At 68.1% G+C, this 24,737-nt stretch carries 15 protein-coding genes; 8 read left to right on the top strand and 7 right to left on the bottom strand.

From position 1 onward, the window contains the following. Positions 1-188 precede the first annotated feature (188 nt). The 3 genes from ACFFDA_RS04035 to ACFFDA_RS04025 all read left to right on the top strand — a co-directional run bounded on the left by ACFFDA_RS04035 (position 189) and on the right by ACFFDA_RS04025 (position 3,485). Positions 189-1,307, top strand: a complete 1,119-nt coding sequence (locus ACFFDA_RS04035) for a Gfo/Idh/MocA family protein (protein WP_404476251.1) — start codon at positions 189-191, stop codon at positions 1,305-1,307. Positions 1,308-1,422: 115 nt separating this feature from the next. Then, on the top strand, positions 1,423-2,478 hold the full coding sequence (locus ACFFDA_RS04030; protein WP_404476248.1) for a sugar phosphate isomerase/epimerase family protein: 1,056 nt from the start codon (positions 1,423-1,425) through the stop codon (positions 2,476-2,478). A gap of 353 nt (positions 2,479-2,831) precedes the next feature. After that, positions 2,832-3,485: a winged helix DNA-binding protein gene (locus ACFFDA_RS04025; RefSeq protein ID WP_404476246.1), complete on the top strand. Its 654-nt coding sequence runs from the start codon at positions 2,832-2,834 to the stop codon at positions 3,483-3,485. 144 nt (positions 3,486-3,629) lie between these two features. On the opposite strand, the gene ACFFDA_RS04020 is transcribed toward ACFFDA_RS04025, so the two are convergent. From ACFFDA_RS04020 to ACFFDA_RS04010, 3 genes are read right to left on the bottom strand one after another with little or no spacing between them, the layout of a single operon-like run. Then, positions 3,630-5,534, bottom strand: a complete 1,905-nt coding sequence (locus ACFFDA_RS04020; protein WP_404476244.1) for a hypothetical protein — start codon at positions 5,532-5,534, stop codon at positions 3,630-3,632. Then, positions 5,531-7,933: a caspase family protein gene (locus tag ACFFDA_RS04015; protein WP_404476242.1), complete on the bottom strand. Its 2,403-nt coding sequence runs from the start codon at positions 7,931-7,933 to the stop codon at positions 5,531-5,533. Before ACFFDA_RS04015 ends, ACFFDA_RS04020 begins: the two co-directional genes overlap by 4 nt. 9 nt (positions 7,934-7,942) lie before the next feature. Further along, positions 7,943-12,259, bottom strand: a complete 4,317-nt coding sequence (locus tag ACFFDA_RS04010) for a hypothetical protein (RefSeq protein ID WP_404476240.1) — start codon at positions 12,257-12,259, stop codon at positions 7,943-7,945. 523 nt (positions 12,260-12,782) lie between these two features. On the opposite strand from ACFFDA_RS04010, the gene ACFFDA_RS04005 reads away from it, so the two are divergent. Genes ACFFDA_RS04005 through ACFFDA_RS03995 form a run of 3 tightly spaced genes read left to right on the top strand, consistent with a single transcriptional unit; the run spans position 12,783 to position 18,219 of the window. Further along, positions 12,783-15,239, top strand: coding sequence for a hypothetical protein (locus tag ACFFDA_RS04005; RefSeq protein ID WP_404476239.1), 2,457 nt, complete (start codon positions 12,783-12,785; stop codon positions 15,237-15,239). 4 nt (positions 15,240-15,243) lie between these two features. Next, entirely contained in the window at positions 15,244-17,040 is a 1,797-nt protein-coding gene (locus tag ACFFDA_RS04000) for a GMC family oxidoreductase (protein WP_404476238.1), read from the top strand. 3 nt (positions 17,041-17,043) lie between these two features. After that, on the top strand, positions 17,044-18,219 hold the full coding sequence (locus tag ACFFDA_RS03995) for a hypothetical protein (RefSeq protein ID WP_404476236.1): 1,176 nt from the start codon (positions 17,044-17,046) through the stop codon (positions 18,217-18,219). A 49-nt stretch (positions 18,220-18,268) separates the two neighbouring features. On the opposite strand, the gene ACFFDA_RS03990 is transcribed toward ACFFDA_RS03995, so the two are convergent. The 3 genes from ACFFDA_RS03990 to ACFFDA_RS03980 are packed head-to-tail and all read right to left on the bottom strand — an operon-like array spanning position 18,269 to position 21,410. After that, on the bottom strand, positions 18,269-19,696 hold the full coding sequence (locus ACFFDA_RS03990) for a Dyp-type peroxidase (RefSeq protein ID WP_404476234.1): 1,428 nt from the start codon (positions 19,694-19,696) through the stop codon (positions 18,269-18,271). Next, positions 19,693-20,937: a hypothetical protein gene (locus ACFFDA_RS03985; RefSeq protein WP_404476233.1), complete on the bottom strand. Its 1,245-nt coding sequence runs from the start codon at positions 20,935-20,937 to the stop codon at positions 19,693-19,695. Before ACFFDA_RS03985 ends, ACFFDA_RS03990 begins: the two co-directional genes overlap by 4 nt. Positions 20,938-20,969: 32 nt before the next feature. Continuing rightward, on the bottom strand, positions 20,970-21,410 hold the full coding sequence (locus tag ACFFDA_RS03980) for a hypothetical protein (RefSeq protein WP_404476231.1): 441 nt from the start codon (positions 21,408-21,410) through the stop codon (positions 20,970-20,972). Positions 21,411-21,706: 296 nt separating this feature from the next. Between ACFFDA_RS03980 and ACFFDA_RS03975 the strand changes: the two genes are divergently transcribed. Further along, on the top strand, positions 21,707-22,939 hold the full coding sequence (locus ACFFDA_RS03975; RefSeq protein WP_404476229.1) for an FAD-dependent oxidoreductase: 1,233 nt from the start codon (positions 21,707-21,709) through the stop codon (positions 22,937-22,939). Positions 22,940-22,999: 60 nt separating this feature from the next. Further along, positions 23,000-23,749 carry a sulfite exporter TauE/SafE family protein gene (locus tag ACFFDA_RS03970; protein ID WP_404476228.1) on the top strand — a complete coding sequence of 250 codons (750 nt, stop codon included), beginning with the start codon at positions 23,000-23,002 and terminating at the stop codon, positions 23,747-23,749. A gap of 200 nt (positions 23,750-23,949) precedes the next feature. On the opposite strand, the gene ACFFDA_RS03965 is transcribed toward ACFFDA_RS03970, so the two are convergent. Then, entirely contained in the window at positions 23,950-24,714 is a 765-nt protein-coding gene (locus ACFFDA_RS03965; protein WP_404476226.1) for a class I SAM-dependent methyltransferase, read from the bottom strand. Positions 24,715-24,737 lie beyond the last annotated feature (23 nt).

The following is a 24,737-nucleotide window of genomic DNA, read 5'->3' as shown; positions in this document are numbered from 1 at the left end:
CCCGAGTTGTCGGCGCACCGCCAATGTAAACCTTTTCTTTTTGAAAAAGCCTCAATCCTCGGGGCTTGTCAAGACGTGGCGGGTCAAGACTTGCTCGAATCCCGGTTTTCCGTCTAAAGCTTCTCTGTTATCGTTTTCATTCGGACTGGCGGAATGGCGCGCAGCCCGGGCAGAAGGGAAGGAAATCCATGGGCAATCGCATCCGCATGGGCCTCGTCGGCGGCGGTCCGGGCTCTTTCATCGGGCCGGTCCACCGAATCGCCGCCGAACTGGACGGCGAGATCGCGCTCGTCGCAGGCGCCTTCAGCCGCGATGCGCAGCGCAGCACAGAGGCCGTGCACGGCTACGGTATCGACCCGGCGCGAGCCTATCCCTCCATCGAGGCCATGCTGCAGGCCGAGGCGGCGCGCGAGGACGGCATCCAGTTCGTCACCATCGCCACGCCCAACTTCCATCACCTCCCCGCCGCGCGCGCCGCGATTCGCGCCGGCATCGCGGTGATGAGCGACAAGCCGATGACCGCCACGCTGACCGAAGCGCGCGAACTGGCCGGGTTGCTCGCGACGAATCCGGTGCCTTATGGCCTGACTTATACGTATTCCGGCTATCCGCTGGTGCGTGAGATGCGCGCGCGCATCGCCGCGGGGGCACTCGGCGCGGTACGCAAGGTCGTGGTCGAGTACAACCAGGGCTGGCTCGCCGGGGCGGGAGAGGGCAAGCAGGCCGAATGGCGCCTCGATCCGGCGCGCTCGGGTGAGGGCGGTTGCATCGCCGACATCGGCGTCCACGCCTTCCACCTCGCCGAATTCGTCACCGGCCTGCGGGTCGAGCGCATCAACGCGGACCTCGGGACTGTGGTGCCGGGCCGCGCGCTAGACGACGACTGCCAGATGTTCCTGCGCTTCGAAGGCGGTGCGCGGGGGCTGCTGATGGCCTCGCAGGTGATGACCGGCGAGGGCAACGACCTGGCCTTGCGCATCTACGGCGAGAAGGGCGGCCTGCGCTGGAGCCAGGAGAACCCCAACCGCCTGGAATGGCTGCGCGCCGACGGAGGCATGGAGGTCGTGCGCGCCGGGGACGCCGGTCTGTCGCCCGTCGCGATGCGCGGCACGCGGCTGCCGGGCGGGCATCCCGAAGGGCTGCTGGAAGCGCTCGCCAACCTCTACCGCGATTTCGCGGGAACCTTGCGTGGCGAGGCGGGCTCGCTGGTGCCCGGCGTCGATGAGGGCCTTCGCGGCATGGCGCTGGTCGCCACCGCGGTTGTCGCCAGCCGCGACGGGCGCGGTTGGGTCGATTTCGAGGTTTGAATGCTTCGCCTTGCGTCATCCTGCGGCAGCGGGACGACGGCATGAGGGTAAAATTTGCCGGCCGCCCCGGTCGAACCCGGGATGACGTGGAATTTTGAGAGAAAGGGTTGCCACAATGAAGACGATCAAGGGCCCGGGCATCTTCCTTGCCCAGTTCGCGAGTGACGAAGCGCCGTTCGATTCGCTCGATTCGATCGCGGAATGGGCGGCGGGCCTCGGCTACAAAGGTGTGCAGATCCCCAGCAACGTCACGCGCCTGTTCGACCTCGAAAAGGCCGCCGACAGCCAGGACTACTGCGACGAAGTGCTCGGCACTTTGGGTCAGCACGGCCTCGCGCTGACCGAGCTGTCGACCCATATCCAAGGCCAGCTCGTGGCCGTTCACCCGGCCTACGATGCCGCATTCGATGCTTTCGCGCCCGTCGAGTTGCGTGGCAATCCGGCGGGCCGTCAGCAGTGGGCGGTGAACCAGATGGGCCTTGCCGCGCGGGCCAGCGAACGGCTGGGGCTGACCGCCCATGCCAGCTTCTCCGGTGCGTTGGCTTGGCCGTATTTCTACGCCTGGCCGCAGCGCCCGGCCGGGCTGGTGGAGGAAGCCTTTGCCGAATTGGCGCGTCGCTGGCAGCCGATCCTCGACCAGTTCGACGCCTGCGGCGTCGACGTCGGCTTCGAACTGCACCCCGGCGAAGACCTGCACGACGGCGTCACCTTCGAGCGCTTCCTGGAAGCGACCGGCAACCACCCGCGCGCCAATATCCTCTATGATCCCAGCCATTTCGTGCTGCAGCAGCTCGATTACCTCGGCTTCCTCGACATCTACCACGAACGCGTGAAGTGCTTCCACGTCAAGGACGCTGAGTTCCGCATGTCCCCGAAGTCGGGCGTCTACGGTGGCTACCAGGGCTGGGTCGACCGGCCGGGCCGCTTCCGCTCGCTGGGCGACGGGCAGGTGGACTTCAAGGCGATCTTCTCGAAGATGGCGCAGTACGATTTCGACGGCTGGGCCGTGCTCGAGTGGGAATGTGCGCTCAAGCATCCGCAAGTCGGAGCGGCCGAAGGCGCGCCTTTCATCGACCAGCACATCATCCGCGTGACCGAACATGCCTTCGACGACTTCGCCGGTGGTGGGGACAATGCCCTCCCCGATTTCCGCCGCATGGGTCTGGCCTGACGCAGGAAAGGCCAACGCTGCAAATATCGAAACCCCGGGAGCACGCGGTCCCGGGGTTTCGTTTGTCCATCTGCGGTGCGACCCGAGAAGGCTCGACGTCGTGGCGACTGCGGGCAGAGGGAGGAGAATGCCCGCATCGCCATCGACGCGTTAGACGAGGCTATAGATGTAAACGATACCACAGGCAAGCTATGCAAAATGCCGGGGCGTCCCGGAACGAGTCTCAACAGCAAAGCGCTTATCGCCCGGGCTATTTGCCGCCCGGTCATTGAACTGCAGCGGGGTTGGGCCTAAACCGGGACCGGTTTTCATTCGATTTTGCAATGCACAATACATCAAGGAAGGCGAGAGCGATGGCCGGCGGCAATCAAGGGGACGAGCGCAACCTGCCGCTCCAGTCGCACCTTTCGCAGGACGAGGCCGAAGTCGAGTTCCACGAATTCGAATTCGCGCTTCATCACATTTCCGAAGCCTTCGGGCGCTGGTCCTCGGCGGTGCACGAATTCGTGAGTGGCGAGTTCCTGGCCCAGCCCGACGTTTCGGTGCTGCAGCTCATCCGCATGAACGAGGAACCCAAGAGTGCGGCCGACATCGGCCGCTACCTCAACCGGGACGACAGCTCCAACATCCTCTACGCACTGCGCAAGCTGGAGAAGGCCGGACTGATCGAGAAGGGTGACGGGCCCCTGCGCCAGACCACCTATCGGGTGACCGAGCGCGGCGTGGACCTGACCGACCGCTATGCCAAAGTGCGCAAGGAGGTGCTGCTCAGCACGCTCGGCGCGACGTTCCAGGGCGAGCAGGAACTGTCCTCCGCGATCAAGGCGATGTGGCGGATTTGCGGTCTCTACGAGCAGGGCGCGCGGTCGATCTCGGTGATGCGCGTGTTGCAGGGCGACCGCCAGGCCGAACTGCGCGAACCGACTCCGGCATCGCCCGCGCCGCGCAAGCGCGCAGCCGCAGGGGCGAAGGCGAAAGGCACCGCGCCCTCGCGCAAGGCGGGGTAAGGCCGAACACGCGACCCGCGCTGGCCGGCCGGCGTAAACTGCCCTGGGGTGCTTCCCCCTGCCTTCGCCGGGAAATGGCGATTGCATAGGGGGTAAATCGCTTCCCCAGATGTAGGCTCGCTACCTTCCCGAACGGCGCCGGACCTACCGGATGCAGAGCGAGGAGAAGATGTTCTCGCGCAGGTTCCAGACACTTCGGTCGTCCCTGTACCAACTGCGCGCGCCCTGGCCGCTCACCGAATATTGCTCGATGTCCTTGCGGCGCGCCTCACGGTCCCGGGCGAGGGGGGCGCAGGACGACAGCCGGCCTTCGCTGCCGAAGATCAGGCAGGCCCCTTGGCTCGACATGAAGCCGCTGCGATCCCGCCCTCCGAACGTGCGGCCGACGATCTCCACCACGGTTCCGAATTCGGTCAGACCGTTGGGGCCGGGCCGCGCGAAGCTGCGGATGCCCAGGATCTCGGTCGTCGTGCGGGTACCCGGCTCGCGCGGGACGAGCAGGCCGAGATGGGCTTGCCATGCCTCGGAGGCGTTGATCGCCGCGGCCACGGCGCTCGCCTGCAGCACCGCCGTCTCCAGCGGCAGCAGGTCGCCGGGATTGCCGGCGAAGACGGTCTCGGCAAAGCTCAGGGCGGGGATCGCCAGGCCTGCGTCGTCCGCGATATGCTCCCAGGCGATCTGCTCCTCGGCGTAGTAGAGGCCGTCGGTCGGGAAGATGCGGTGATAGCGGAAGGCTTCCATCCAGGCGTCCCGGATGCCGTCCTCATCCACCGGCACGAGCCGGATGTCGGCCGAGATCACCGCGCGCAGGAACGTGAAGAAGGTGATGTCGAATGGCGGGCAATAATCGAGCGCGCGGATCAGCATGGTCTGGAAGATGCGCGCGGTCTTGCTCACCCGCTGGGCGATCTCGTCGGCCAGCGCAGCGGAGAGGGCGCCGGGGGGCAGTATTCCGGTGCCGCTGGTGGCGATGTCGATGAGGCGGCCGATGCGGTGGTTGGCGACGACGCGGAAGGCCCGGTATACCGCCTGGACCAGGACGTTGCCCAACTGGTGCGGTTCCTCGCCGACCGTGTCGTACATCAGGTCGCCCGACAGCGGGCGCAGCGAGTCGCCCATGCCCGAGGTCTTGGCGAAAGTCCTCGCCAGTGAACTGAGGATGTCGAACGATTCCAGATTGCCGCGCGAACTGCGGATCTGCTCGGCGACGAGGTCGCTGTAGCGAAAGCGCTGGAAGATCGCGATGAGGTCGGCGAAGGCCTCGTGGAAGGCCAGGACGTCGCGGCTGGTGGGGGTGACGAAATGCGGCTTCACCGCGTCGAGCAGGGCATGGGTCATCTCGTGGACGATCACGTCGTGCGAAAGGGCGGTGAACACCCGGCTTCCGGGCGCATAGCCCACCGCGTCCTGCTTGGCGTTGAAGTAGCCGAAGGCGATGCGCGCCTCGTCGCGGTCGTACCAGGCCTGCGCTTCCTCCGTGGCCCAGGGATGGAGTTCGAAGCGCTCGCACAGTTGCCACTGCTCGGCACCGTCGGCGTCCGTCCCGATGGGGCGCAGGCCCAGCGCGATCTCGCGGCCGAGTCCGCGCCGGAACGTGGTGTAGAGGTCGGAAGCGACGGCATAGACCATCTGGACGATGAAGCGCGGGTCCGACAGCGAGGGGGCATAGCCGGCGTCGGCGAGGACGGAAGGGCTGTCGGGCCGCATGTCGAACTGCGCACGCTGCGGCTCCCAGGCCGGGCCATCGGGAAAGACGACCGCGAAGCGCTCGCCGCGCAGCACCGTGCGCCCCGAAAGCTTGGGCAGCGGCTCGAACGGCAGGGTGACGGTGACGATCCCGCCGCGCTGGTTGCGGATCGAGGTGTCGGCAGCATAGACCCGCAGCGATCGCATGGCCGGGTAATCGCGCAGCGACGGCGCCTTTTCCGCCGCCGCTAGTGCGTCGCCGGCCTCGCGGCCGCCAGGGCCCCCGGACGCGGCGACCGGGGGCTGGCGCACCTCGTGCAGCACTCGCGGCGAGACAGTGACGAGGGCGGCTGGGCTGCTCACGAAGGCGCGCCGAACAGGGGAGCCCCGGCGAACAGGGCGGAGCCTTCGAGCAGCGGCTTCTGAGGATCGTCGCGCATTTCCCTGGCGATCGCGGCGAAGGCGTCCTGCGCGCTGAGGGTCGCACCTTGGCCGCGCAGCACGCGCGTGGCGGCGCGGGTGAACAGGCCCGAGCCATTGTCCTCCATCGCCGATTCGTGCGGCAGGCAGGCGCAGAAGGTGAGGTACGGCAGTTCCGCGCCGAACGCTGCGGCCCGCGCCGCGGGGCCTGCACGCATGGGAGCGGCGGCATAGGCCTTGCGCGCGATCTCGTCGGGCAGGGACACGCTGCGGCGGCGCATCCGCGTCGGCTCGGCGAGGGCCATGCGACTGGAGCGGCCGGAATGGCAGAAGTCGTGGAAGCGGATCAGCTTCACGCCGGGAGGCGCGGTGAGCAGCACCGGCCATTCGTCGTCGACGATGAGGCCGCCTTCGCGCCAGTCGATTGCGACGAGGGCTTCGTCCTTGGTGTCGGCGAACTGGTTGTCGGCCATTTCGTCGCCGTCGACGTCGAGGATCTGTGACCCGTGCGAGGAGATGTGGATCACCACGCTGTCGCCGGCTCGGCTGCGCTGGAGGGTATTGCGGATGGCGTCGCGGATCTCCTGGGCGCGGGCATCGGTGACGATTTGGGGGTCGAAGCCCTGGCCGCGGAACGTCTCGGCCCAGGTCTGCGCATCGTTGATGCAGCCGTACAGTTCCATGCCGTCCGGGAAGGCATTGTTGCCGATGCACAGCGCGATCTTCTGCGCGCCGAGGCGGACGGTGCCGCCGGGAACTTGGGCTGCGGCGACCGGGACCTCGGCTGCCGGGGCAGGCGCGGGTTCGGGCTGGAAGACGGCGCCCTGCCGGAACAGGTCCTGCGGTACGCCGTAGTAGTTCGGCTCCGAGATGGCACGGGCCAGGCGTGGCTCGCCGGCAGGGAAGGCGGGGACGACGGGCAGTGCGGGGGGAAGCCGGAGCATCCGCCGCAGCACGCTTTCCATGGTCGGCGCATCGTTGTCGAACCCGCCGTGGCTGCGCGAGGTGGATGCCGCGTCGGCCGGGGCGGAAGGCTGGGTAGGCGCCAGGACGATGCGATTGCCGAAGGCCCTGCGCACTTCGGTGGTGCGCTGGAAATCCTCCATGCCCAGGATTGCGGTGCCCTTCTCGCCCTCGAACGCCCGCGAGACGAGGTAGAGCAGCGACTTGCGGTAGGCCCCGGCACAGTTGTCGGCGCGCTCCGCCTCGCGCGAGAGGGCGAAGATCGTGGCTTCGTCGATCCCCTTGCCTATCAGCGGCAGGAGCTGCGCGGCGAAGAGGGCATTGGTAACGGCGGGGGCAAGGAAGTGCATTTGTTCCACGCCGAGATTGTGGCCGCAGAGGAGCGGCAGAAGATGGGCATGGAAGATCGAGCCGGCACTGTGGCCGACGGCGAAGATCTCGGAGCGGTCGGTCCACTTCGCGGCGAGCTTGTCGGCGAACAGCCGGGCGCCGCCGCCGGGCTCGCTGGCTTGCCGGGCGCTGTCCTTCATGGCCTGCCACAGCAGGGTGCCGACCCGGCGGCCGAGGGTTTCGACGACGAGGTCGGTGGTGTGGTCCCAGATGTCGCGCGAGATCGCCCGGCCGCGCCGCTGGTCGCCGTCGAGGATCTGCCAGAAGGTTTCAAGGCCGCCGGTCTCCCACACGAAGAACACCGGATAGATGCCGTGGGCCAGCCACCAGCGGTGGTAGGCCCAGGCCATCGCCAGGCCGTACTTCTCCTCGGTCAGCCCGCCGTGGGCATAGAGCATGAGCTTGTAGCCGCCCTCCTCGCACCTGGCGGCGATGGTCTCGACGATGTCGTCGAGGTCGTCCTCGGAAGTGGTGGCGAGGCCGTCGTCCGAAAGCCGGCCCTTGCGCAAGTTGATGACGTGCGGGGCCAGCGCGCGCAGTTGCTCGGGCGAGCCGCTGAAGGCGCCGGGATCGCGGTAGGGTGGCCAGGGCGAGATCGCCGGCGTCGCTGCGCGCGGGGCGATGGGCGCAGGCCGGCTGCCCGGGGTGAAACGGTCGGGGCTGCCTTCCACCTGGGCGAGGAACGAGGGCAGCGGCGTGGCGGGGTCCTTGTTCCACGCTGTCAGGAAGGCGTCGAGTTCGTCGAGCACCTTGCGTTGGCCGGGATTTGCTTCCGTATCGCCGGTGGTCAACAGGAGCAGGTCGACGGGGGCATTGCCCGGGATCGGCCGACGGCTGGCGATCAGGGTCGCGTCGCCGGTGAGCAGGTAGTGGCTCAGGGCGTGGTCGGCCTGCCCTGCATACTGGCGGACGAACTCGGCCGCGGGAATGGTGCCCTCGACAGCCTTTGCTGCGATCCAGACGGGGCCTTCGATTGCCTTCTTGGTCATGGCATTCTCCTATGCAGGGACCGGCTGCCGCCCGCCGAAGCGCGACAGGAGCAGGGGCATGGTGGCGGCCGCGCCGGGCAGCAGGGTGAGGATCGACGCGGACGAATCGTGGTTGAGGTAGGTGATGAGCAGCGAGCCGGCGGCGACCAACAGCAGCAGCGGCAGGCGCAGCAGGCTCCAGGTCCCCCCGGCCTCGGCCTGGAGGCGGAACTGGTCGAACCATTCCGGGTGCTCCAGCGTGCGGACCCAGTGCCCGAAGCTCTCGTTCATCAGCCGGAAGTTCGGGTCGGTCCGCACCAGCCGCCGGGCCAGCAGGCCGTTGATGACCGAGAAGTTGCTGGTGTTGACGAATTTGTCGTGGGCGAGGTGGTACATGACCAAATGCTCCTCCTTGGAGCAGCGCACCCATTGGCCCTGGTAGAAGTCACCCAGGAAGTTGGCCATGTATTCGTGGACCTGCTCGACGTAGACGCAGGAGAGGTCCTCGGGCGGCTTTTCGTCGGCCGTGATGCTGAAAGACTTGATCTGTTCCTGGATGCGGTCGGAGGGGATGCGGATCATCTCGTCCGCCACCACTTTGGCGACCCCGGGATTGGCGCGCGCCCAGCGATCGACGTCGGCCGTCACTTCCGCAGAGCCGACCTGTTCGAGGAGGCGGGCGAGGTTGCCGTCGATCGGCGCCAGGGTCTCGGTCTCGGAGACCACTCCTGCCGGGGCTGCCGGGACTTGCGCCACCGTCGATCCGTCGGCCCGGGCGGGTTGCGTTTCGGCCGGGGGCGCCGTGCACCGGCCCTTGCCTTGCACTGCTGCCGCGGTCGGCTCGTTCCAGGTATACGTGATGAACTCCGAGAACAGCTCGGCCCACCGGTAGGATTCGCTCTCGTTCATGATGCCCGCGATGCCGGCCGCCTCGGCCTCGCGCTTCTCGCGCTCACGCGTCTGGCGCAGGCGGACCAGCGGCAGGGTCTGCGCGAAGAAGTAGATGTTCGCCTCGGGCCGGGCGGCGAGCTGTTCCAGCAGGCCCAGCGTCTTGAGACGCAACTCGCGGTTGGCCACGATGCTTTCGAAGCCGGTCACGATCCACGACTTGACGGTGAGCAGGGCCATCGTCTTGTCGCCCAGCCGATCGCGCTCGATGGCGAGGTCGAACATCTCGAAGCCGCGGTCCTTGGCGAGGTCGGTCTGCAGCGTCTTGAACTGCCGGTGGGGGTAGTCGATGAAGACCGCCTTGATCGGCTCCGTGGCCGATGGGCGCGTCCACATCCGGCGGATCTCGCTGGGCGAATGCGGCGGATGCAGTGCGCGGAAGGCGAAATGCTGGAGTCCGAACAGACTGTGCGCGAGCAACAGCAGCAGGCGGTAGACGGCATAGAGTGCCGCCATCGCCGCGCCGAGGACGAACAGGACGTCGCCGAGGAAGATCGGCCAGCTTCCTGGCAGCCTGGACTCAATCCGCACCCCGGTCCGCTCGCTCGCCGCGCGCACGTCCGCCATCACCGCTTCGGCCTCGGCATCGGGGTCCGCGGGAGGTCTTGCGGCCACCTGCTGGCGCGGGCTCCACAAGTATAGGATCGGGGCCGCGAGCGTGGACAGCGCCCCCCGATCGCTGCGGTAGTGCTCCAGCAGCACCCGTTCGACGAGGAGGTGCGGCGAGAAGCGCGGGGGACGGTGCGGGCACAGGTTCTCGTCCGGATTGGGCGTTACCGCCGTCGCCGTGGGCAGCCTGCCGGGGCAAGGGTAGAGGCTGCGCTGCAGTGCCTCGATGGCCTTGCCGCCCGTCTCCCGGGCGTCGAGCAGGCGCAGCATGTTCTGCGGCGCCCGGTTGGCGCGGATCACGCCCGAGCCGGCGTAGTAGGCGGCGATCGGCGGGATCACGGCCAGCAGGTAGAGCGTGATCCCCTGGAGCCGCAGCACCCGCCGCAACCTGTGTGCGACGGAAGGCTGGGCGCGCAGGGGGGCGTCGGCCGCCTCGCCCGTCGACCGCCCCAGCAGCGCGTGCAGGTAGTGCCGCTGGCGCCAGCCGTCGGTGGCCAGCGCGCCGATGGCGATGACCACCAGCACGTAGAGCGCGATCCGCCACGGCGGCTCGTGGATCGAGGCGAGGGACAGGATCGCGGCGCAGGCTACCGCAACGAAGCCGGCGAGGGCGGCGGCGGCGAGGAACCCCATGCCGGCCTGCCAGGTCCCGTCGGCGCGGGGCTTGGCGAACAGCATCGTCAGCACGAAGCTGCCGAGCAGCCCATGCAGCATCAGCCCGTCGCCCGAGGCGAGGAAGATGCCGCCCAGCATCGCTACCGCGATCAGGACATGGGGCAGCAAGGTCCGGTCCAGCCACTGCCGCCGGGCGGGATCGAGGGCCGGGTCGGGATCGGGCCAAAGCCGCCGGACCAGCGCGTCGCGGTCGATCATCGCGCCCAGCGTCATCGCGACGGCGAGAAGGATGCCGACGACGAGCATCATCGTCCCGGCAAGGTAGGCGGGCTCCAGAGCGAAGTTCTCCACCCGGGTCTGGTCGTACCAGACGGCGACCAGCCAGCGCGGCGAGCAAGAGGCGGCGAAGGTCATGCGCACCTTGCGGCCGCCGTACAGGGCGCCGAAGGCAAGGTCCGGCGCGGGTGTCTCGGCATTCGCGGAGGCCGCGTCGCAGCGCGCGGCCAGGGCCTTGGCGGAGCGCTGCAGTTCGGCCTTCGTGTCCAGTTGCTGGTCGAAGCTCTCGCTGTGCTCGCGCGCCGGGTCGGAGTGGTGCAGCACTTCCAGGCTCGAAGGGTCGAGCACCGAGAACCCGAAGTCGGCGGGCATCGGCACGTCGAGCGCCGCGGCCAGAGGCTTGCCTGCCATCAGGAAGCCGCCGCGCGAAAGCGGGTCGGCGAGCAGAGCGACCATGCGCGAATTGCCGTTGTTGGCGGCGGACACCTGGTCGATGACGTAGACCCAGCCGGGCCTGCACGTCGGCGCGCGGGGCTTCGCCTGTGTGGTGCCGGGCGCCGGCTTGGGGCTGCACGGCAAAGTGTCGCCGCTACGCAGGCGCACGAAGTAGCGGCGCTTGCTGATGTCGGCCTGCGGGGGATGGTATGTGCCGCCCACCGAATCCAGCAGTCTGCCGTCGGACAGACCGCGCAATTGCGCGACCAGCAACGGTAGCGGGCGCGGCTCGCGCAAGGCGGGCTGGAGCGCGGGGTCTACCGCAGGGCGGCCGGGCCGCAGTTCGTCGGCATGGCTCTGCAGTTCGGTCAGGCTGTCGTTCACCTCCCGGTCGAGGTCCTGCGCCATCGCGACCGCGAGCGAGCGCGCCATCAGGTCGTTCTCGCGCCGCAGGTCGGTCCACGCCAGCACGACCATGCACGCGGTCACCAGCGTCGCCACGACGAGCGGGAGGGCAGCCATGATGCCGATCACGTCGATCCAGCTCAGCGACCCGTTGGGATCGATCGAGGCCAGCTTGATGAGCGGGATGAGCAGCAGCAGCAGCACGACCGCGAAGCCGAACACCGCCTTGGTGAAAGGGCTCAGGCTGCCGAGCGCGGCATTGAGGCCGGGCGCCTCGCCCAGCGCGTCGATGCGGCACTGGCGCGGCAGGCAGACCACGTCGGGCTGGCCCTCGCGGGTGATGACGACGGGCCGGCCGAGGTCGAGCGGCCAGGTGTAGAGCAGCCGTTCGCTGCCGGCGAACAGGATCGGGATCGCCCCGTCGCGCCGCGTGGCCTCGGCCAGCTTCGATGCCGTTCCGTCCTTGCCGTCGTCCGCCCCCTGGCCGACCAGGGCGGCGGCGACCGGCTTGTCCGGCCAGTCGCCGTCGCCGCGCAGGACCATGAGCACGGTGCCGTCCGCATCCTCTATCGCCAGGTCGCGGGGGATGTCGTCGTTGGCCTTGTCGCCGAGGATCGAGCCGAAGGAGGCGCGAGCGCACAGCGGCGGCGGCCCCTGCCCCGCGGCCATCAGCCGCAGCTTGCGGTCGCGGGCCTGGGTGCCCTCGGCGACGAGGCGCAACTCGGTATCCTGCCCGGGCCGGCTTTCGCACCAGCTTCCGGCGGCGGGGGCGGGATCTGTGGCGGGGGTGGCGACTTCGATCTGGAACCGCTCGGTCGCGCTCTCGGCGATATCCTGCCGGCCTTCGGCGGAAACCCGCTCGGTGACGACGTCGCCCAGGTCGTGAAGCTGGTGCGCGATCCGCTGCACCGCGCCGAAGTCCGCCTGCTGACGCCGGACGGACAGGTCGGCGCGGGCCTGGACGAAGAGCAATCCGAACACCAGCGCGACGGCAAGGCACGTCGACAGCACGAGTGCGACGGTTCTCGTCGCCGGTGCCCGGGTGATCCCCTCCAGCATCGGTTCAGGCCCCGACCCCGAGCGGCTCGGCGGGCGATCTTGCACGGATCGAAAACGGTTGCACCGACACTTTCACTCTCCCGGAAAAGGACAGTTCATTCCGTGCGACACGAAGGCGGTGTTTCGACGCCCGGCTGCTACCGGTTCGTCACAGCTATGCGTTCATCCGCGGAACCCTGGCGATTCCGTCTGCGAATAGAGGGCGATAGTCACAAGATGCGGGAACATGGGCAAGCCCGGATTCGATTAAAAATAGTGTCACCGGAGCGTTCTCCCGTGCGTCGAGACAAGGTAAACAAGACTCCAAGTAAGTTATGTGCTTTACTTGGATCGAGAGAGGCATGACAGGTCGTGTGAAGTCAACGATTTTCGATCTTGCTTGACCTTTGTCGGGAAATTTCGTTCTATTGAACCGCCTCGACGAGAGCAGCGAATATAACCCTCGGGGTAGCGTCGCCAAAACCATAACAGCTTGTTTTCGGGAGGTTGCGGCCGGCCGTGTACCCGGCCCAGGGAGGATGTCATGACGCTTGGGAGAGGCATGGCCGCGGGGTTCGCGTTCCTCGCGGTCGCGGCGTGCGGCAGCGCGAACGGGGAGAAGGACGAGGCTGTCCAGGCCGGGCTTTCCGACGACCATTTCACCCAGGCCGGCGAAGACTATTTCAAGGACATGGACAACGGCGTGCGGCTCACCCCGGCCGAAGCGCGGGGGCGCAACATGTGGCTGGTGTGGTCCGGAGGCAACGACCGCTTCTGGGACACCATGAGTAAGCCGACCCTGGGCGGCTTCGACCTGCTCAAGATCGTCGCGCCCGATCCGCGCGGGCCCAACCGGCGCGGCAACCGCTGGTATCAGCTCGGGCTGGTCAACGAGCCGTGCTTCTCGGCGCCGCGCAAGGCAGACGGCTACGGCCTGTGGCGCGACGAGCGCGATCCCTCCTGCCCGCCCGATCCCTTCGCCGATGCCGGCAAATATCCCGGCGTGGCTATCGGCGCGCGTGGCAAGACGGTGCCGGTGGGCTCGTTCTACGGGGAGCCGAGCGGCATCCTGGGCCTGCGATTGTTCCCCAATCCCGATTTCGACGACAAGGCGAAGGCGCGCTGGAACGCCGTGCGCTATTACACCGATCCGCGCTACTACACGGACCCGAAGCTGGTCCGGCCCTATCGCGTAGGCATGAGCTGCGGCTTCTGCCATGTCGGCCCGAGCCCGGTACATCCGCCCAAGGACCCCGAGAACCCGACTTTCGCCGATCTCAATTCCACCGTCGGCGCGCAATACATGTGGGTGGATCGGCTGTTCTTCTGGAAGCCGGACGAGCGCAACTACATGTACCAGCTGGTCAAGACCTACCGACCGGGCGCGATGGACACCTCGCTGGTCTCGACCGACAACATCAACAACCCGCGCACCATGAACGCGGTCTACAGCTTGGGCGACCGGCTGGCGGCAGCCCGCCAGATCGGCCACGAGACGCTTGCGGGCGGCGAACGCGACAACATGCAGTTCAACATGTTCGCCGCCTCTGGCCCGCTGGCGCAATATTTCGAGGCCCCCGACCAGGTCTGGACGCCGCGCGTGCTCAAGGACGGGTCGGATTCGGTGGGCGCGCTGGGGGCGCTGAACCGGGTCTACCTCAACATCGGCCTCTACAGCGAGGAATGGCTCACCCACTTCAATCCGGTCGTCGGCGGCAAGCCAATCACGCCGATGCGCATCGCCGTGGCACGCAAGAACTCGGCCTACTGGCGGGCGACGGAGAAGGGCACGCTCGACACCGCGCTGTTCTTCCTCAAGGCGGCGCGGCCCGATCGGTTGGCGGATGCGCCGGGCGGCAGGGCCTTCCTCGGCACCGACGGCGAGGTCGCGAAGGGGCGCGATGTCTTCGCGGTGACTTGCGCGCGCTGCCATTCGAGCAAGCAGCCGCAGGCGCCGGCCGCCGCCAGCCTCGCGAACAGCGCCGGACCGGGCTATCTGACGCGCTTCAAGGCGTGGTGGGGCTGGACCCAGACCGACGACTTCCGCCAGAAGATGAAGGCGCTCGCCGCGCGGCCGGATTTTGCGCAGGGCAACTACTTCAGCAGCGACGCGCGTATCCCGGTCACCTTGCTGCGCACCAACCTGTGCAGTCCGCTGGCGACCAATGCGCTGGCAGGCAACATCTGGAACGACTTCTCCTCCAGCTCGTACAAGGCGCTCCCCTCGGTCGGCAGTTCGAGCTACCAGGACCCGTTCTCGGGCGTACCGCTGGCCCGTCGCATGCCGGCGGGAGGTCGCGGCTATACGCGGGTGCCTTCGCTGGTCTCGCTGTGGTCGACGGCGCCCTACCTGCTCAACAATTCGGTCGGGCCGTTCAATGGCGATCCCTCGGTCGGCGGGCGTATGGCGATGTTCGATGCCTCAATCGAGGCGATGCTCTGGCCCGAGAAGCGGCCGCGCGATGCCGGCCTGCCCAATGCCGGGGGGGTGATCGATCGCACCACCACGCGCAGCTACCTGTTCATCCCGGCCAGCTTCGTACCCAAGCTGCCGGGCAAGCTGGACGAGCGGGCGCAGAAGGCGCTGGCCCAGTTGACCAACCGCAACGGCGACATCGAGGTCGGCCCGATCCCCGCCGGAATGCCGGTCAACCTCCTCGCCTCGCTGCAGCCGCTGGCGGAGAACCGCTCCCCGGTCGAGATCGCGCGGCACTATGGCGACGTCCTGGTGCTGCTGGCGAAGCTCAAGGTCTCGCTTCTTTCGGTCCCCAAGGGAGCGGACGACGCGGCCCTGCGCGAGCATTTCGCGAACTTGCGTGGGCCGCTGATGGCGCTCAACAAGTGCCCGGACTTCGTTGTCAATCGCGGCCACTATTTCGGTAGCGCGCTGTTCAACGACCCGCGCGGCCTGACGACCGACGAAAAGGCGTTCGTCGGCCGCGAGCCGGTCCTGAGCGACGGAGAAAAGCGGGCCCTGATCGCCTACCTCAAGTCGCTTTAGGGACATGATCGAGGCCACCTACGATTACGTGGTGATAGGCTCGGGCGCGGGTGGCGGCACTGTGGCGGCGCGGCTTGCGGAAGCGGGGATGCGGGTGCTCGTGCTCGAGGCCGGTCCCGATCCGGGGGAGGAGGCGAGCTACGAGGTCCCCGCCTTCCACCCGCTCGCGACGGAGGACCCGCAGTTCTGCTGGAACCAGCCGGTGCGGCACTTCGATGCTCCGGACGAAGCGCGCGCCGACGACAAGGCCGATGCCGAAGGCAACATCCTCTACCCGCGCGCCGGGGCGCTGGGGGGCTGTACCGCGCACAACGCGATGATCTTCCTGGTGCCTCCGGACGAGGACTGGGACTGGCTGGCGCGGCACACCGGCGACGCGGGCTGGTCGGCCAAGGCGATGCGCCGGCACCGCCGCAGCGTGGAACAGTGCCGGCACCGGCCGCTTTGGCGCATCCTTGCGTTCCTCGGGATCAATCCCACGGGGCATGGCTGGCGCGGTTGGCTCCCGGTCGAGAAGTCGATGCCGCTGCAGGCACTCGCGGATGCCGGCATGATCCGGACGCTGTTCCTTTCGGCCCTCGTCGAACTGGGCCGGGGCAAGGGACTGCGGGCGCGGCTGCGCGCGTTCTTCCAGAACTGGGGCGATCCCAACGACGTGCGCCGGGGCGGCTGCGAGCAGCTTTGCTACCTGCCGCTTTCGACCGACCGCCATGCACGGTCGGGCACGCGCGAGAGGCTGCGCGCGGTCGCCGCGCGCCATCCCGGCCGCCTCGACATCCAGACCGACGCGCTGGCCACGCGCATCATCTTCGACGAGGCTGGCCGCGCCGCCGGGGTGGACTGGCTGAAGGGGCGCCACTTGCACCGCGCCTCGCCGGTGCCCTCGCTCGACGGGGGAAGGCCGATGCGGGCGCTGGCGACGTGCGAGGTCATCGTCGCTGCCGGGGCTTTCGCGACGCCGCAGATCCTGATGCTGTCAGGCATCGGCGATCCGGCGCGGATGGCTCCGCACGGCATCGCTTCGCGCGCGGTCCTGCCCGAGGTCGGGCGCAACCTGCAGGACCGCTACGAGATTTCGCTGGTCAACCGCATGGCCGGGGCCTGGTCCTCGATGCGCGGGGCGGATTTCTCCGTGGGCGACGGGCTCTACCGCCGCTGGCAGGGCCGTCGCCGGGGTATGTACGTCTCCAACGGCGCCGCGCTGACGGCGCTGCGCCGCTCGTCGCGGGCGACAGGAGACGATCCCGACCTCGTGCTGATGGGACTGATCGGTCGGTTCCGGGGGTATTATCCGGGCTATTCCCGCCAGGTCTGGCCGGGCCACGACGGATTCTCCTGGGTGGTGCTGAAAGGTCGGACGGGGAACCGCGCGGGGTCGGTGTCCCTGGCCTCCGCAGACCCGCGCGACCGGCCGGTCGTCAGCCTGCGCAACTTCGCGCAGAACGGCGATGCCGATCTCGACGCCCTGGTCGAAGGCCTTGGCATGGCGCGCGACATGACGCGGCCGCTGGTGGAATGCGGTGCCATCGCCGAGGAGGAGGTCCCCGGCCGCGATCTCCAGGGGGCGGCGCTGCGGCAATGGGTACGCTCGAACGCCTGGGGTCACCACGCCTGCGGCACTGCGGCGATCGGCCCGGTGCTCGATCCTCAGGGGCGGGTCCATGGCGTCGCCGGGCTGCGGGTGGTCGACGCCTCGATCTTCCCGCGCATCCCGGGGCTATTCCTGGTCGCCGCGATCTATCTCGCCGCGGAGAAGCTGGCTGCCGACATCCTGGCGGATGGCGCCAAGGGGAAGGATTGACCGATGCTCACGCCGCTCCACCGCCTGCTGGAATTCGGCCTCCATGCCGAGCGCCGGATCGATCCCTTCGTGCGCCCCACGCTTGATGCGGTGCTGCGCTGGCCGCTGACGCGCCTGGTCAATTGGACGATCGACCTCACCCGCAGCCGCGACGTGCCCCCGCTTGGCGAGGAGCGCTTCTGGCCCGACGAGGACCAGAGCCTGGATACCATGGTCGCGGAAATGAAGCGCCAGCTCGACATCGACTTCACGCCGGGAAACTACGAGCGTGCCGGCAATACCAAGACCCACGGCCTCGTTCGTGGCGAGTTGACCGTCCTGCCCGGCCTGCCCGAGCATCTGCGCCGCGGCATCTTCGGCGAGGAGCGCAGCTATCCCGCCTGGGTGCGCTTCTCCAATCCCGGGCCGCATGTGGAGCCGGACATCCTCGACGTCGGCTTCGGCAGCATCGGGCTCAAGGTCATGGACGTCCCCGGTCCCAAGCTGATGGATGACGAACACCATACGCAGGACTTCACCGCCGTCACCACCGTCACGTTCGTCACGCCGACGACGCGCGAGAACGCCTTTCTCCAGTACTGGAGCCGGCGGCACCTGCCGGTCTGGTATTTCCTGAACCCGAAGCGCACCCACATCCGCGATTTCCTGATGCAGGCGCTGTGGAACCGCACGCTGGCCAATCCGCTGGCGAACGAATACTTCAGCTGCGTGCCGTACCTGCTGGGGCCGGGGCAGGCGATGCAGTACAGCTTCCACCCGCTGACCGCGGTATCGACGCGTATTCCCCGCCTGCCACGGCGCCCGCCCGACAACTACATCCGCGACAACCTCGCGGAGACGCTGCGCGCCGGGGAAGCCCGCTTCGAGATGCGCGTGATCCTCCAGCGCGATCCGTTCCGGCAGCCGATCGAGCAGAACGGCGTACTTTGGGACCCGCGCCTTTCGCCGCGCATCCCTGTCGCGATCCTCACCATCCCGCAGCAGGAATTCCAGTCGCCCGAGCAGTTCGCCTTTGCCCGGCGGCTCACCATCAATCCTTGGCACTGCCTTGCCGACCACCGCCCGCTCGGCAACCAGAACCGGGCGCGGCGGCGCATGTACTACGAGATGTCGCGCTATCGCCAGGCCATGAACGGCGAAACCCACGTCGAGCCGACGGGGGACGAGCGGTTTCCTTGAGTGCGGGGCCGTGCCGGGTCGAAAATGACGAACCAGCGTCAACTCCGCTTCAACCGCGCAGAATTACCTCTAGTCCCTTCATCCCCGGGAGGAAGAAGTAGGCGCCGCCCCTGACGGTGACGAAACGGGGCACGCCGCTCAGAAGTCGCGGGCACCCTGCGGTGTCGACGTGGCTGAATGCGTCCGTTGCGATGCCGCCGCCCGCCGGCCTGCGATGGCCCAGCAGCGGGTCCGCCTCGCCGCTGAGGCCGGCGAAAGCGGGGCTGGCGATCCAGGCCCCCTGCACGAATTCGAACTGGCGGGCGAGATTCGCGTTGAGGCAGATGAAGTGCAGGCCAGCCGGTTCGACCGGGCTTGCGGAAGCGGGCGCCATCGCTTCGGCGGGCGTGACCACGGGGCCGTAGGGGCGGCCGCGCCGGACGATGCGGTGGAAGCGGGCGGCGGCGACCGCATCGTGCATCGCGGTGCCCTTGAAGCCGAGCGAGGACAACAGGTCGCGCACGAAGCCGCGTCGTCCTTGCGGATCGTCGCTGCTGCGTGGGTTCGCGCGCCGGACATGAGCACCGACCGGGCAGACCATGCCGTCGGGATCGCTGGCGAACGTGAAGGCGTTGTCCGGGGCCTGCGTCCCTTCGACTTGCAAGGCCGGCAGTCCCGCGAGCGGGGCGCCGTCGATCGTGCGCCCGACCATGCTTTCCGCCAGCGCCGTCGCACCTTGCGGCCCCGCGACTTGCGCCAGCCATTGCCAGAAGCCGCGCACGTCCTGCTCGAGCTGGCGGTAGACGAGGTAGCTGCCGTTGCGCCCGACCTCGCCGGCCACCGGATGGTCGGTGACGAAGCCGTACTCGTTGGGATAGCCCAGCAGGACTTCGCCCATCGCCAGCCGGTTGCGATAGATGCGATCGCGCGCGCCGCCCGGCCGCAGCGTCCCCTCCCAGTCGAGCGCAGGTTGCGAAACGCCGTCGACGAAGCCGAACGGTTCGTGGCCGACATGCCCATTGCTGCGATTGACGGCGAGCAGCGCGCAGCCGGAGGCGGGCAGGGCGGAAAGGAGATCGGCCTCCATGGCCTCGATCGCATCGTCCGCCGCCAGGAGGACCAGCAGGACATGCGGCTCGCGCGTCCCGGCGCCCCAGTCCCAAAGCTGCGGTGCGCTCTCGCCTTCGTCGCCCAGCCGGTGCGAGCGGCGTTCGTCCCCGGCCATGCCGTCGAGGAATTCCGGGGCGAAACCGGGGGCGGCGTCGAGGTCGAAGTCCAGTGCGCGCAGTCCCGCGGCAGTGAACGCGACCTGCTCGACGCGCGGCAGCCGTTGCGAGCGGGCGGCGCCCAGCGACGTCACGTTCCATTGCCGCAGCCACGCCCGGGCGGGCGCGGGGTCGACGATCCTCAGCAGCACGTAGCGTGCCGCTCGCAGGGACCCGAACCCGCGGTCGACGAGGGCCTGGATATCGTCGATCTCGGCAGCGGCCCCGGTCATATCTCGGCAATCCAGCGGCGCAGCGCCGCGCCCGCAGGCGGGTCGTCGAACCCGCGGCGGATGCGGGCGTTGCGGGCCATGTCGTAAGTGCTCAGGCCGGGCATGGCCTTGTACCAGACTTGCGTGGGGATCTGGTGGTGGAACAGGTAGCGTTTGAAATCCTGCTCGTGGCGCGCCCCGCCCACAATCAGCCATCGTGTGCGCGGGTAGCCCAGGCCGTTGGAGAACGAGAGGTTGAGCCCGAAGGCGACCTTGTTGATGAAGTCGTCGTTGTAGGCCTCGCGGCTGCCGTCGTAGTTGCTGGCGAAGAAGACGCGGCGCCGATCGTCGAGGAAGGTCCACGAGGCGAAGTGGATCGTGTTGACCCGAGCGAGACGGCCCTTGCGGTAGACATGCCGTCCGCCCCAGCCGATCACCCACAGGATCGCCACCGTCAACCAGCGCCGGAACAGTCCCGGCTTGAGCGATCCGATGGCGCTGTACTGGTTGGCGATGTCGTGGTCCTCGATGGCGGACAGCATGCGGTTGCGCGCGCGCGAAGGCCTTGGCGCGATGACCGGATCGCGGCGTTCGCGCCAACGCAGCAGCACGACGAGGAAGGGCAGCAGCGGCAGGAGGAGCGGCGCCAGCAGCAGCGCGAGGGCAGGCAACGACAGGAAGTGCGCGGCTTCGCGCAGGCGCCAGCCGATCGACGGCCGCGCCAGGGGGCTGAGCGGCACGGCGGCCCCCGCTGCGCGCAGGATAGGCAGCAGGTGTTCGGGCGACATCTGGGAGTGGGCGATGCGTGCGCTCCGCAGGGCGTGGTGTAGGGCGGCTTCCTCCCGCACCTGCCGAGCGCTCCGGCCGCGCCAGTTGACGTACGTGGCGGCGGAGCGGATGCGATGCGCCTGCAGCCATTGCAGCAGGTCGCCATCGCCGTCGAAATCGCAGCAATGGCCGAAGATGCGGCGCAGACCCGCCGGGGCGGTAGTGACGAGGTCGGCGAGGAGGGTGTCCGCATCGCCATCGAAGTCGGCGATGAACGCCAGCCGGGTGGGTTCGTGGACGGGCAGCGTGGGGGCGATCAGGCGGTCGGGCAGCGAGGGGTCCTCGAGCACCACGAAGCGCGCGACATGAAGTTGTGCGATCCGGCCGAACGGCACCAGATCGTTGGCGGGGTCGGCCTGGCCGGGTGCGGCGTTCATTGTCGCCAGCAGGTCCATGAGAGCGGGCATCGCATCGTGGCGCAACACCGCCGCCACGAACACTTGCCCTTGCGGTACCACCTTACGTCCTAACCGCCGAACTCCAGCGCGAAATCGATCAGCCGCTTCTTGCCCCAGTAGACTTTGCCGAGATAGATGCCCGGCTCGATCAGCCGGATCTCGTCCCGCACCCGCGACGCCAGCAGCGAGGTGTCCGAGTAGTCGAGGACGATGCATTCCTTCCCGTCGAGCCAGCTTTCGCCCTTGTAGACCTTGGCGACGATGGCCTTCAGCCCGAGGGGCAGGATATGGTTGCGCAGAAATCCATGCTCCGCATCGAAGACCTTGCCCTGCCACGCGAAGAAATTGATGATCGCCGCGATCTCGTCGGAAAAGCCGTTTCCCGGAGCTATGATCGCGGTGCCCTTGGCCTCGCCATCCGGGATGGGCCCGGCATCATGGGCCGAAAAAAGTGCGTCCAGTTCGGCTTGCGGCATCTTGAGCCACTGTGAAACGACGGTGCCCGCCATGATTTCCCTCCCGACTCCACCACCGGGACATGCTCTGCCAGAGAAGTCCCGATGTATTGTAAGAACCGCTGCCGCCATGTGCGCATGAATTGAAGGGCGATCTTCGGATCTTTAGGGCGGCAAGTGTCTCACCGTTCAGGTCGCTTTACAAGTTGATCGGCGGAGTGGGGAAATCGGTGTCCCTGCCCCGCCTTCGGGTTCAGTAATGGATCGTGCGGGGACAAGCGCGCCGCTATCGCCACGCCGGATAGAGGGCTATTGGTGCGGTTCGGCACGCGGCAACGTCATGGTGCGATATGATCGAGACCGAACTCTGTATCGTCGGCGGAGGCCCTGCGGGAATGGTGGCGGGGCTGCTGTTCGCGCGGGCGGGAGTGAAGACGCTGGTGCTTGAGAAGCATGCCGACTTCCTGCGCGATTTTCGCGGCGATACGGTGCACCCCTCGACGCTCGACCTGTTCGACGAACTCGGGATGCTCGATGCGTTGCTGGCCCGGCCGCACGACAAGGTGACCGAGATCGGGGCGGTGCTCGGCGGCAAGACCTATCGCATCGCCGATTTCACCCACCTGCCGGGGCGCGGCAAGTTCGTCGCGATGATGCCGCAATGGGAGTTCCTCGATTTCGTCGTGCAGCAGGCACGCCGATATCCCGCGTTCGCGCTGCGGATGGAATGCGAGGGGGTCGCCCTGATCGAGCAGGAGGGGCGTGTGAGCGGGGTGCAAACCGTCAATGGCGAGAAGATCGCCGCGCGGCTGGTCATCGCCGCCGACGGCCGCGCCTCGAGGCTGCGCGCGGCGGCGGGCCTGCCGCTCCACGATCTCGGCGCGCCGATCGACGTGCTTTGGTTCCGGGTGCCCAAGCCGCGCACCGGAGACAACCAGACCCAGGGCTACATAGCCGGTGGCGAAATGGTCGTGGCGATCGATCGCGGCGACTATTTCCAGTGTGCGCGCGTGATCGAGAAGGGCAGCGCCGCCGGGATACTGGCGCGCGGCATCAAGGCATTCCGCACCGAGGTCGAAGCCGTGGTGCCGCCGGTCACCGGGCTGATGCGGCAGCTTGGCGGTCTCGACGACGTCAAACTGCTCAGCGTCTCGCTCGATCGCCTGACCCGGTGGTCGCGGCCCGGCCTGCTGGCGATCGGCGACGCTGCCCACGCCATGTCCCCGGTCGGCGGGGTCGGTATCAACCTCGCGGTGCAGGATGCCGTGGCTGCCGCCAACCTGCTCGCCGCTCCGATGGCGCGGGGCGAGGACGTCGATCGCGTGCTGCCCGGGGTACAGGCCCGTCGCGAGTTCCCGGTGCGCGTGATTCAGGCGATCCAGCGCACCATACACCAGACGGTGCTGCGCGCGGCGCTGGCCGGGACGGTCACGCAGGCGCCGTGGCCGGTGCGGATGCTCGGCGCGACACCGCTGCTCCAGCGCATCCCGGCACGGGTGCTGGGGCTGGGCGTGCGGCGCGAGCATATCCGCTCGCCCGGCCCAAGTGACGACGAAGCCCGCACTGCCTTCGGCAACGCCTGAGCCTGGGCTTCGCATCATCCGCATGGTATCGGCGCCGGCACCGGTGCCACAAGCCGCAAGGTGAACTCGGATCATCTTCTCGTGGGATCAGGGCTGCTGGCAGGTGCGATGAATGCGCTGGCGGGCGGCGGGTCCTTCGACACGCTGCCGGCGCTGATCGCGGCGGGCGTCCCCCCGGTCGCGGCCAATGCATCGAGCAGTCTCGCGCTCTATCCGGGCGGAGCCGTCAGCGCGTGGGTCTACCGCAAGGACCTCGGCTCCGTGGCCGGGGTGTCGCTGGGATGGCTTTTCCTGGCCTCCCTTTCCGGCGGGTTGATCGGGGGCGTGCTGCTGCTGTCGACGCCATCGTCGCTGTTCGACCGCGTGCTGCCGTGGCTGCTGCTCGTTGCCGCGCTGGCGCTGGCTTTCGGCAAGAACATCGCACCGCGATTTCATGGCGAGGCGGGAGCCGGCAGCGTGACGATGCTGTCCGGCCAGTTCCTGCTCGGCGTCTACGGGGGCTACTTCGGGGGCGCCGTGGGGATCATGATGATGGCCTTCTGGAGCTTGACGACCCGGGTCGATTTCATGCGTCTCCAGGCCGCTCGGACCATTCTGGTGACGGCGGCGAACACCGCTGCGGTGGTCATCTTCGCGGTCATGCATGCCGTAGGCTGGCGCGAGGTGCTGCTGCTCGCGCCTTCGGCTGCCGTCGGCGGCTTCCTGGGAGCGCATCTAGGCCGGCGGCTGCCGCAGCCTTTGGTGCGGGTGGCCACGGTGTCTCTCACCATGCTGGTTACCGTAGCCTTTTTCGTGCGGGCCTATAGCTAGAGCGGTCGGGATTCAGGTCTGACGCGGTCGTCCCATCCTCCCTGCCGCGAAGCCACGGGGAGGGAGCGTCCAATCGGTGGTAGAGGGGAAAGACCCCTTCGTCAGCCGTTGCGCGACTGCCACCTCCCCATCCCTTCGGGACAGGGAGGAGTAGAGGCGATTGCTTCCCCTTTCTTCGCCTCGACATGTCCCGATGCAGCCTAGCAGGCCTCGAGTTCGAACGTGCCGATCTGGATGGTGAAGCTGCCGTCGTCGGCAATGTCGAAGGCCCGGCGAACAGCGCTGGACGCGCCCGACTGGAGCGATCGGATGGCGACGACGTGGGCCGGAGGTGTGCGCATGCGTGCGACCCAGGAGGCGAACTCCATCGGCAATGCGTGGATGGCCGTGCGCCGCATGGCGAAGCCGGCGCGCGTCAGGGCCGCGGACCATTCCTCGAATCGGTAATCGCGAACGTGGCTGGGGTCGCGCAGCAGTTCGACGGCCTGCAGGTGCGTGTCCAGCGCCGGGTCGCCATGCGAGATCACGTCGATGAAGACCGCAGGTGCTCCGCGTTTGAGCACCCGCCTCGCTTCCCGCAGGCCCGCGTCCAGGTCCTGCCAGTGATGTGCGCTCATGCGGCATGCCAGCATGTCGAACGCACCGTCCGTGAAGGGCAGGTGCTCGGCGGCCGCCTGTCGCGTGGCGATGTTGGCGATGTTCCGCCTGGCCGCTTCGGCCGCGACTGCGGCGAGCATCTCGCCCGACAGATCGCACGCGACAACTTTGGCGACGTGCGGCGCGAGTGCGTAGGAGGCGTGCCCGCCGCCGCAGCCCAGGTCGAGCACCATCGCGGCGGGATGCGCGATCGCGATGGTCGCCAGGCGCTCCAGATCCGGGCCGCTCGAATGGATGGCACTCGCCACGTAGGCTTGCGCCTGGGGGCCGAACTGGTGGTCTACGATGGTATTGTGGGCACGTTGCATGGTTGTCTCCTGTGGCTTGCCGC

Source organism: Novosphingobium sp. BL-52-GroH (assembly GCF_044813085.1).
GTDB lineage: Bacteria > Pseudomonadota > Alphaproteobacteria > Sphingomonadales > Sphingomonadaceae > Novosphingobium.
Note: the sequence above shows the minus strand (reverse complement) of the source record. Positions and strands in the feature narration are given on the sequence as shown.

Bases quoted from the DNA above. Each gene is read 5' to 3' on its own strand.
- ACFFDA_RS04035 (WP_404476251.1), top strand. From the start codon at position 189: ATGGGCAATCGCATCCGCATGGGCCTCGTCGGCGGCGGTCCGGGCTCT.
- ACFFDA_RS04030 (WP_404476248.1), top strand. From the start codon at position 1,423: ATGAAGACGATCAAGGGCCCGGGCATCTTCCTTGCCCAGTTCGCGAGT.
- ACFFDA_RS04025 (WP_404476246.1), top strand. From the start codon at position 2,832: ATGGCCGGCGGCAATCAAGGGGACGAGCGCAACCTGCCGCTCCAGTCG.
- ACFFDA_RS04015 (WP_404476242.1), bottom strand. From the start codon at position 7,933: ATGACCAAGAAGGCAATCGAAGGCCCCGTCTGGATCGCAGCAAAGGCT.
- ACFFDA_RS04010 (WP_404476240.1), bottom strand. From the start codon at position 12,259: ATGCTGGAGGGGATCACCCGGGCACCGGCGACGAGAACCGTCGCACTC.
- ACFFDA_RS04005 (WP_404476239.1), top strand. From the start codon at position 12,783: ATGACGCTTGGGAGAGGCATGGCCGCGGGGTTCGCGTTCCTCGCGGTC.
- ACFFDA_RS04000 (WP_404476238.1), top strand. From the start codon at position 15,244: ATGATCGAGGCCACCTACGATTACGTGGTGATAGGCTCGGGCGCGGGT.
- ACFFDA_RS03995 (WP_404476236.1), top strand. From the start codon at position 17,044: ATGCTCACGCCGCTCCACCGCCTGCTGGAATTCGGCCTCCATGCCGAG.
- ACFFDA_RS03990 (WP_404476234.1), bottom strand. From the start codon at position 19,696: ATGACCGGGGCCGCTGCCGAGATCGACGATATCCAGGCCCTCGTCGAC.
- ACFFDA_RS03980 (WP_404476231.1), bottom strand. From the start codon at position 21,410: ATGGCGGGCACCGTCGTTTCACAGTGGCTCAAGATGCCGCAAGCCGAA.
- ACFFDA_RS03975 (WP_404476229.1), top strand. From the start codon at position 21,707: ATGATCGAGACCGAACTCTGTATCGTCGGCGGAGGCCCTGCGGGAATG.
- ACFFDA_RS03965 (WP_404476226.1), bottom strand. From the start codon at position 24,714: ATGCAACGTGCCCACAATACCATCGTAGACCACCAGTTCGGCCCCCAG.